Here is a 9,525-nt window from a genome sequence, read left to right as displayed (position 1 = left end):
TTGATCCCCCCTTAATCCCCCCTTGATAAGGGGGGTGTCTGATAATTTTTAACGCCTACCTACTTATTTTCTTGATTTAGCAAAAACAAATCGCCCAAAAACTCTAATTCTTATGAAATTATCCCTTAGAAAATACCGATTTTTTTGGTATATTTTCTTAAATTTCTGTCTAACAATTCTTTTCTCCTCCATCGTTCAAGCTTCTACGGGAAGCACTATCGATAGGTGGCAAGCTTCTGCGTTAACCCTTTTAGGATTAGTCGCCTTTGCTTTATTTATCTATCTGTTCCTTGTCATCTTTGTACCGGAGAGGTTTTAATCATGAGTTTTGCACGCGATGCCGGTAGAGCCATCCGTTCTACCCTAGTTCTCTGGGTGATCACTGCGCTGATCTATCCTTTCTCGATGATCGCCATCGGTCAAATTCTTTTTCCCTGGCAAGCGAACGGGAGTTTAATTACCAATAATCAAGGTCAAGTGGTGGGTTCGGCTCTAATTGGGCAACCTTTCACCGGCGATCGCTATTTTAATAGTCGTCCGAGTACCACCGACTACAGTACGGCCGATCCGAAAAACGATCCTAACAAGATCTTGCAAACCGGAATTTCGGGAGCGAGTAACCTAGCTCCCAGTAACCCTGTATTGATCGATCGCATTAAAGGAAAACCCGATCCTGATCCGGCGAAAGCTATAGAGGGGGAGATTCCCCGATTAGAGAAAGCGGGAATCAAACCCACCGCAGCTCTGGTATATACCTCCGGTTCCAGTCTCGATCCCCATATCACCCCAGAGGCCGCCAGAGCGCAGATCGAGCGGGTGGCGCAGGTGCGGGGATTACCGACGAATCAAGTGGAGATACTGATTATCAAAAACACCGACGAGCGCTTTCTCGGCATCTTCGGCGAACCGGGGGTTAACGTGCTGAAACTGAATCTGGCTCTAGATGCGATCGCAAATTCCCGATCGGGTTTCTGATACTAAATCCGTTGATTATAGGCTACATATCAGGACAGGCATGAGGCATGAGGCATGAGGCAAAAGGGGGAATAAAAATCAGTTTTTAATAACAGGATTTAGGATCATACTAAATCCTGTTTAAAAGGTATAGGGAAGTGGCAAGTGGAAAGAGAGAGTTTGCCTTTAAAAACCCCAACTTAGTGGATTTACAAACATGGGATGCAGCCGCTAAAAAACTAACTGGGAGAGGATGGTTTAGCTGATCTTACCTTGATATTCACATTGAAAACCTTGATCGCGCCAAGCTTCTAAATCAACGGAATTTAAGGGAATGACTTGCCAACAGGGGGGAGAGATTAATTGTCCGACAAAAGCCCAAATTATACTTCTAGTCACATCTAAACCAGTTTTTAGCTTTGATTCGTGATTACCAGGGATACCAATTTCTCTGACTGCATCGATTTCTACTGCTATACCGTGGGATTGCAAGTGAATTTCTGCTAACCATTGAGCGCGGGGTAAATGAGTAGGAGAAGTGACAACTTTTACTTTATGTACTCCCCATTGTTTTAAAATTGGCACGGCAAAGAAAAAATTGCCGAAGGTAGAATTAGCACACTTTTCTAACCAGACGTTAGTTTTTGGTGCTTTTGCCCGTTCAAATAGTAATAAAATACAGGGATCTTTCGAGCCTTGGGAAATTAAAATCGGTATATTGGGGTATTGCTTGGCCAGATTGGCCACATAAATTTCCCGACGAATGCTGCCCCCCAAAACTAAGATGGCATCAACGGGTTTTTGTTGATTAATTGGCCAGCGGATGGCTAAATTAATCGCTAAATTAAGTATAATAAACCCAAAAACTGCGACCAGAGTTAGTTTTAACCATTTTTGCCAATTTCGGTGTTTACGAGCAACATTTTTCGGTTTTTTCGCCATTGACTTAGAGATGGTGTAACAATTGTGCTTTGATAATTTTTTCTGTGGGGTTGAGTTTGACTAATTGTGAACCTGTCCCGTCTTTACCCGTGACTGCCACAGTTTCCACCTCTAAGGGTAGTTTTCGATCCTGATTGGTACTTAATAACACTATACTCCCCGCCCGCGCCGCTACCATGGCCGCTAAACTATCCTGTTTGTTGACGAATTGTAAAGCAGGTGAACCAAGATCGCCTAATTGTGATAGGCGTAAATTCTCGATCGCCAGTCTTTTTCCGTAACCTAATCCCGAAATCAGCAGCAGATTTTCCCGATGGGGGAGAGAAACACAGCCAGCTAGATGTTCCCCGTAGCGCAATCGCAAAATTGCTAAACCCTGGGCAGATTTACCCATAATTGGCAATAATTCCTCGCGCACAGGATAACGCAACACCCGACCGCTACTGGTGGCGATCGCTAAGTCTAGGCCTTCGTGAGTAAAAATAGCACCATATAGGCGATCATCTTCTTTCAATTTCATCAGGGACAAACCCCGACTACCAACCCCCTCCAATTCATTAATGGGAAGCCGCTTTATTCGCCCCTGTTGACTCAGTAAAAGCAATTCTTGATTTTTTTGAGGTTCTGTCAAGAAAAATTGATTTAACACCGCTTCTGACTCTTTTTGGGCGGTTTTGGTCAGCAGACTGGAGATTAACACCGGTTGATTCGCTTGCGGGGGGACTTCCCGGATAGCAATCGGGTAAGCTTTAGCATTATCGAGGATAACTAGAAAATTTTCCCGTTTTTCGATCGCCTGTTGATAGATAATTAAACCCCGGTCCGGCGCTCGCTCTTCCGGTGTCGTCCAACTAATTTTATCTTCGGCATCAAGCAATAAAATCGCATTTTCTGGGGGTTCTTGGGGCGTAAATAGGCTTAAACTCGGTGCATTCTCACTCTCAGGCTTTTTCTTAACTTTATTCTCCTGTTTTTTAACTTCTGCCTTGAAAGAGGGTGTGGGGTGTGGGGTGTGGGGTGTAGGTAAGGAAACCTCTTTCGTCTGTGGGGGTGAAAATTTTTTCATCGGGACTGTCTCCTGTTTTTTCACCACAGAATCCTGTTTCTTCCCTTCTGTCTCCTGTCTCCTGTCCCCCGACTTGCCGGTGCGAATTTTTGTCCGTCTGCTATCGGCGAATTTTTTCTTTAAAGAGCGCAATTCTTTTTTCAGAGACTTGAGAAACTCCTGACGGTTATGGAGGAGGGTTTCTAACTGTTGAATTTTTGTTTGTAATTCCGTCGCTTCCGTCTCTAACTTTTGTCTTTCCAAACCGGTTAAACGACGCAGAGGCATAGCTAAGATAGAATCAGCTTGAGGGTCACTAATGCCCAATTCTGCCTGAAAACGATACTTAGCCGTCGTCCCATCGGGAGCATTTTTGAGAATATCCACCACTCGATCGATATTCTGCAAAGCTAATAATAAACCCTCGACTAAGTGTAAGCGATCGCTGGCCTGTTGCAACTCATCGCCATACTGACGAGTGAGAGTTGTTTCTCGAAAGTGCAAGAATTCCTGTAAAACTTGTTTTAAAGACAACTGCCGGGGTTGATTATCAACCAAAGCCAGGATAATCGCCCCAAAATTAGTCTGCAGCGCCGTTTGTTGGTATAAAGCGGCCAAAACCTGCTGCGGTTGACTTTCCCGCTTTAATTCAATCACCACCCGAATGCCTTCGCGATTGCTTTCATCGCGGATATCGGCAATTCCCTCCAATTTCCCTAAATTAACTAATTCGGCGATTTTTTCAATCCATGCCGCCTTATTCACCTGAAAAGGCAACTCAGTAACCACAATTGCCGTCCTTTCCCTTCGGCGCTTGCCCTCAATAATAATGGTTTCAGTTTTCGCCACTCCGCGCACGGGAATAATCCCCCTACCGGTGCGATAGGCCTCCCGAATGCCGGTATCATCTAAAATCTCGCCTCCCGTGGGAAAATCGGGACCGGGGATAATTTCTACTAACTTTTCCTCGCTTAAATCGGGATTATCGATCAAAGCGATTAAACCTTCCACCACTTCCCCTAAATTATGGGGAGGGATATTAGTCGCCATCCCTACTGCAATACCCGAACAACCATTAAGAATTAGTATCGGTAACTGAGCGGGTAAAACAACGGGTTCCTGTTGAGAATTATCAAAATTACTGCTAAAATTAACGATAGCATCGCTAATTCCCCCTAAAACCGCCTGATCACCGATGCCGGCCAAACGGGTTTCGGTATAACGCATGGCCGCCGGGGGGTCGTTATCGATCGAACCAAAGTTACCATGGCCCGATAAAAGTGGGTAACGACTGGAAAAATCCTGTACCATACGAACCAGTGCCTCGTACACTGACTGATCGCCGTGGGGATGATATTTACCCAAGACATCCCCCACCACCCGCGCACATTTGCGAAAAGGGCGATCGGGGGTTAAACCGAGTTCGTGCATAGCGTATAATATGCGACGATGGACTGGTTTTAATCCATCGCGTACATCCGGCAAGGCTCGCCCCACGATCACACTCATGGCATATTCTAGATAGGAGCGTTCCATCTCTTGGTGTAAGGCCGTGGGTATAATTTGACCAGTAGCTAAGAAATCCAGTTGTTTGGCCATGAGTCTCTCGTTTTTAATCTGTCTAGCTGTGAATCATAGGGCATTTTGCCCGTTTTAACCTTGTTTATCCCTGAGCTTCCCTATGACAACTGTTTTGATTGTAGAAGACGACCCGATAAATTTTCGCGTTTTTGCCAAAATTTTGACCAAACGAGGTGGTCTAGAGGTCAAAGGGACTGAAGACGTGGAAGAAGTGCTTCGTATTGCTCGGGACAAGAAAGCGGACGTGATCTTAATGGATGTCTCCCTCTCCCATAGTGTCTATGAAGGGAAAGCGGTAGATGGCATTAAAATCAGCCAAATTCTCAAAGCTAACCCCGAAACCGCCGATTTACCCGTTATTCTCGTCACTGCTCACGCTATGGAAGGCGATCGAGAGAATTTTCTCAAGCAGAGTCGGGCCGATGGTTATATTTCTAAACCAGTGGTTGATCACCAAGCTTTTGTTGAGCAAATCTTGGCGATCATCGATCAGAAGCTGGTCTAAGCTTTGAGTCTTCTTTTGTTAGTATATCAGTATTTATCTAGACCAGCTGCCTTCAGTTTACCCCTAACAGCTATCTCCCTAATCCTCCACTCTGCCATAGATAGCGTAGGCTCGATCGAGCGACCAGGCCCACATCTGATCCCCTAGTGAAAAATGCCACCATTCCCCCTTATGTCGGCTAAATCCCGCCTCCTTCATCACTTTAGCCAATAAAACTCGTTTTTGATGATAGCTCTGTTCTTGCGGGCTTTTTGCGGCGATATAATAATCGGGATGCGATCGCTCTCCGATCTCATCGATTTCTCCACCCATGTCGATGGCTTGTCCCTTCTCATCCACTAGGGTAATATCGATCGCCGCTCCGGTACTATGGGGTGGCGGGGTGGCGGCATTATCACTGGGAACCGCCCAAATAGTGTAAACTTCTGTTAAAATCGCTTGACTTTCTGCCTTCGATAGTTTCTCTTTGGCTAATCCTCTTGTGTCTAGGAGAGTCTGAAAACTATAATCGACCATAAATTGTTGCACTTCCACCGGTCGATAGGCATCAAAAATCAAAATTTGCCAACCGGGTTGATAGACTTGCAGACGGTTTTGAGCGTCAATCAGAGCATTTAACACCCCTTGTCGCAAAAAATAGGGAGATTTACCGCGATAATTAGCTCCTAATTTCTCGTAAGCATGGGGAGAAGGGATAACAAACTTATCTGCGGGTATAGGTACTAGGGGTTCCCCACATTCACGAATAGGAATTTTTTGGTAGGGTTTCATCTCGTCATCGGGAAACAGTAATTTTATTGATGGTCAACTCGATCGCCAGTTTACGGGTAAAATAAACCCGTTATTCCTCCTCATCATCGGTTGTAGGGAATTTCATACTGGCCCAAGTTAACTGTTTTTGCGGGTCTTTTTCCGGTTCACTAAAACTCTCCTTGAGTTGTTCTTTCACCTGAGCAATATTGCCACTTTGAGCGGCATTCTTTAGATCATAGACATAACGAGCATTTTCGATCGCTTCCTCTTTACTACGAGAACTAGACTCAAAGCATTTTTCTAGGTCTTTGTAAATACCCTTGCGAGAGATTTTTAGAAAATATTGACGTTCTGTATCGATAAGTTTAGCCAATAATTCTAGGTGCATGGAATCCTCGGCACAGATATCCGCGAGGATATCCCATTCTTCACTCCCCAAAAGATTATTATCCGCTCCCGGTCGCGGATCTTGAAAAGTTTCTCCAGTCACTTGTTTATAAATCTTCGGTAATTGGTCATCAAATTCGTGCTTTTCTTCCCTCCAAATCCGGCGAATTTCGCTGAGTTCCTCCGTGGTAATTAGGGTAATATCTTTCATCTCCTCTGGGGCATTAGTACGCACGCTCTCCTGAGCCTCTAATACCCTTCTCAGCCAATATTCCCGCCATTTTTTAGTATAGGGTCCCGGTATGGGTTCGATCGATATTTCTCCATTTAAGTTTCTTTCAAATAATTGTACTTTCCCAACAAGACGACGGAAATCACGTCTCTCTCTATCATCCAAAAGGTCTAATTCATTTCTAAGTTCTACGAGTGGTTGTAACCATTCCTTTTCTTGGTCATTCTGAACCATCATACTCAGAGATGTATCTTTATCTACCAAAGTACAAACCCAACAACCAAAACGGGAACTTCCACAGCTAGGACTGGAGGTATCTACCACCAGGGGACATTCATTATCCGCAGTTGCTCCTCGATACATTGCTAATAATTCTTTGTTGTCTCCTCCCCAGGGATTTTCCCACTGCATTAAGTACATCCATACTTCATCAGTACGCCAATCTTCGATCGGACTATAAACGAGAGAATTGGGCATATTTGCATTAGGACTCAAACGCTCACGAAGTCTTTTAGCTTCTAATTTTTCCATCACCTTAGCACGACGAGAGCTTTCTGTTTTGCGGATTCCCAAAACTAATATTGTTTCCCCACAATTTCTGATGACTTCACGAATAAAGTTATTAGAAGCGTTAATTTTCAGTCTTCCAGTACACCAACGAAATTTCAAACGGGGAGCAGGATAACCCTTACCTATTAATCCACTCCAAAAGCGATCTTCTACAGCAGGATAGAGTAAATGTGATTTAAATGGCATTCTATGAGCTTCTGAAGCTTTTTCCAGCTTTTCCATCGACTTTCTAACCCATGCAGAGACAATGGGGTTTTCAACCATTGTGTCGGTGGTGATCACATGAATAGTTTTTTGTCGCTTCTCTAATGGTAAATCAGCGATCGCATTCCAGATTAACTGTAAAACTGCTGAACTATCTTTTCCCCAAGAAACACCAATAATCCAAGGAATCTCATCTAAACAGTAGAGCTTTTGTACTTCTTGAGTCAGTAGTTTAATATCTTCTACGAACTCATCAATAGTACGATTCGGTAGTAGAGAGGTTTGGATTGCGGTCATTACATATATGCTTTTAAAGTTCTCCTCTCTATACTGTATGTCTAATTAGTAAAACCTATCAATAGTCACAGGAAAAGAGAGATAAAGCAAAACTGCTCGATCTCTGCTTGTGATTTCAGAAGGTATATAAGACTGAATTGCTCTAAATCTACTCGAAACTAGATTAAAACTATCCCAGTTTTCTCTTGTACAGCATCTCTGGCGATTTTAAACGCTTTATCGACTGCTGTTGTCTGTGTAACTATCTTTTTAGCACCAGCATCATCAATCACGATACTATTTAGCCATAAAGCTGAGTCACGGGTATAATCCAAACCCGCAAGTGCTTTAATTAGAGCTTCTCGCTGTAAATCAGTGAATTCTTGTCCAAAAAAGATTAAATGTCCAATTCGACTAAGTACCTGAAACCCAACGGTATTAAAATCCACACGCTGTTGTCTGAGATCGTACAAGTTGAGATTGACCGTTTGAGATGCAGGTTGTAGCAAAAGTCGCCAAGTATCATTGTTTTTGGCGAATTCTGTGTAAAAAATCTTTAATCTCTCTAACATCAGGAAAAATTCACTCTTACTTTGACGAGAATGAGATTCTATAACTGGTTTTCGAGATGAACCAAAAAGAAATTCAGCGACACCGATTCTTAACTGACTCATAGTAAACATATATTTGGTGTCTTTTCCGATAGTACGAGAGATTTTATCAATCCGTCCATTGAAAATGACTAAATCTTTAGTAATTGTCCGAGTCAACTTAGCAAGAGGATCGGTAACGTCGAAAGCAGCCAATAAAGCGGGAGGTATGGGTTTATTTTTGGCACAATCGGCAAAATCTTGATGAATTTGATCCATATCTGCTTCTTGAACTACCAGCACAGTTACGCTGTCGTTACGCAAGTCAGGTTTTTCAGGTAAAACTTTTTCGATCGCTTTTAACCGATGTTGACCATCAGTAACATAAAGTTCTACATCTATTGGCATAACAGCATAACCGAATTTGACTGGACCTGCACCATAGGTAAAAACTTTGATCGGTGTATTCGAGTTAAAGATGAATGGGGGCAAAATATACTGGTCCGTATCTAGCAAATACTTTGCAATCTCGTTAACGTGCTGGGGAATAAGTGGTCTGTTCATGACTTCATCCGCGTTAGACTTATTCTTTTTAGCTTCAGCACTCTGTAATTTTGCCAATTCAATCAGCAGACTACAAGGTAGAGAAAAAACTAGATGAGTTCTTCCCCCCTGTTCGTAAACATGACAAATAAAAACTCTCGCTCCTGATGTGGCCGAATCAGCGAAAGCTAAAGTCTGCGCTTCATCTTGTCTTTGACAGTGTACAATGTCAGCAGTGGAACGGTAGCCGTCGTCATTGACAGCCGATGTGATCTGAGTCATAATTAACCTTGAAAAAATGTCCAAAAACAATTAAGTACATACAAACGTCCGAGAAGTCCTACTGCAATAGGTACTTATCGGAATTTTTGTTTATGCACTGAATCTAGTTTAAAGAAAGCTTTTAGGCTTGTCAATGGCCCATATAAAGTTAAAATACCGTTTTTGCAGTCAAGATATGGACTGATTTTGGTTTTTGCAGTCGAAAAGTAGATTGATAGGTAAAATTCAGTAGGGTATAGGTAAGATACTCAAAATAGCAATCACAAAAAGGTAGAATATATGTACTTAAAAGCGGGCTTGTGGGAGAGTAGTTAACCTAAATTAGGGCTGGCTGAATATCAGTGAAAGCCTTACCAGAAAAGGGTTTTGTTACTTTTTCAGCCAGAAAAGTGCCAGAAACAAACGTTGAGAAATCGATCGGAGGGACTCAAAACCCTGGCACTTTTATGAGCGAACGCCAGATAAAATTGAGAAACTAAGGGACGAAACTACCATTTTGCCAACTGTGTGGCTCCTAGATCAGCAATTCTCAGTTTTAGACACAGCAAGCCTTTTAGGGATTTAAAGAACATTTTAAAGGGGGATTTTTGGGGCAACTTTGGGTGTACTATCAAGTCAAAAGCCTGAAGACTCGTGAAATGAAATTCGCAATCCCATTGAA

At 43.0% G+C, this 9,525-nt stretch carries 8 protein-coding genes; 3 read left to right on the top strand and 5 right to left on the bottom strand.

Going from position 1 to position 9,525, the window contains the following annotated elements; genetic code table 11:
- Window positions 1-112 precede the first annotated feature (112 nt).
- Together PN470_RS22385 and kdpC are read left to right on the top strand one after the other, a co-directional pair.
- On the top strand, window positions 113-319 hold the full coding sequence (locus tag PN470_RS22385; protein WP_103113181.1) for a potassium-transporting ATPase subunit F: 207 nt from the start codon (window positions 113-115) through the stop codon (window positions 317-319).
- 2 nt (window positions 320-321) lie between these two features.
- The gene (gene kdpC, locus PN470_RS14915; RefSeq protein ID WP_272104744.1) at window positions 322-975 is read left to right on the top strand and encodes a K(+)-transporting ATPase subunit C; all 654 of its coding nucleotides are present in this window, start codon (window positions 322-324) and stop codon (window positions 973-975) included.
- Window positions 976-1,212: 237 nt separating this feature from the next.
- On the opposite strand, the gene PN470_RS14910 is transcribed toward kdpC, so the two are convergent.
- Both PN470_RS14910 and PN470_RS14905 read right to left on the bottom strand, forming a co-directional pair.
- Entirely contained in the window at window positions 1,213-1,896 is a 684-nt protein-coding gene (locus PN470_RS14910) for a YdcF family protein (RefSeq protein WP_271937158.1), read from the bottom strand.
- A gap of 4 nt (window positions 1,897-1,900) precedes the next feature.
- Window positions 1,901-4,540, bottom strand: a complete 2,640-nt coding sequence (locus tag PN470_RS14905; protein ID WP_271937155.1) for a DNA gyrase/topoisomerase IV subunit A — start codon at window positions 4,538-4,540, stop codon at window positions 1,901-1,903.
- Between the two features lie 82 nt (window positions 4,541-4,622).
- Between PN470_RS14905 and PN470_RS14900 the strand changes: the two genes are divergently transcribed.
- Entirely contained in the window at window positions 4,623-5,027 is a 405-nt protein-coding gene (locus PN470_RS14900) for a response regulator (protein WP_016514287.1), read from the top strand.
- A 78-nt stretch (window positions 5,028-5,105) separates the two neighbouring features.
- On the opposite strand, the gene PN470_RS14895 is transcribed toward PN470_RS14900, so the two are convergent.
- The 3 genes from PN470_RS14895 to PN470_RS14885 form a co-directional block, all read right to left on the bottom strand.
- Window positions 5,106-5,798, bottom strand: coding sequence for a M15 family metallopeptidase (locus PN470_RS14895; RefSeq protein WP_272104743.1), 693 nt, complete (start codon window positions 5,796-5,798; stop codon window positions 5,106-5,108).
- 70 nt (window positions 5,799-5,868) lie between these two features.
- Window positions 5,869-7,470: a DNA phosphorothioation system sulfurtransferase DndC gene (gene dndC, locus PN470_RS14890; protein WP_272104742.1), complete on the bottom strand. Its 1,602-nt coding sequence runs from the start codon at window positions 7,468-7,470 to the stop codon at window positions 5,869-5,871.
- A gap of 158 nt (window positions 7,471-7,628) precedes the next feature.
- Window positions 7,629-8,864 carry a DNA sulfur modification protein DndB gene (locus PN470_RS14885; RefSeq protein WP_002732807.1) on the bottom strand — a complete coding sequence of 412 codons (1,236 nt, stop codon included), beginning with the start codon at window positions 8,862-8,864 and terminating at the stop codon, window positions 7,629-7,631.
- Between the last annotated feature and the right edge of the window lie 661 nt (window positions 8,865-9,525).

Origin of the sequence: Microcystis sp. CS-574, assembly GCF_028329095.1 — a bacterium.
GTDB classification, from domain to species: Bacteria; Cyanobacteriota; Cyanobacteriia; order Cyanobacteriales; family Microcystaceae; genus Microcystis; species Microcystis ichthyoblabe_A.
This window is presented reverse-complemented; position numbering and strand designations above follow the sequence as displayed.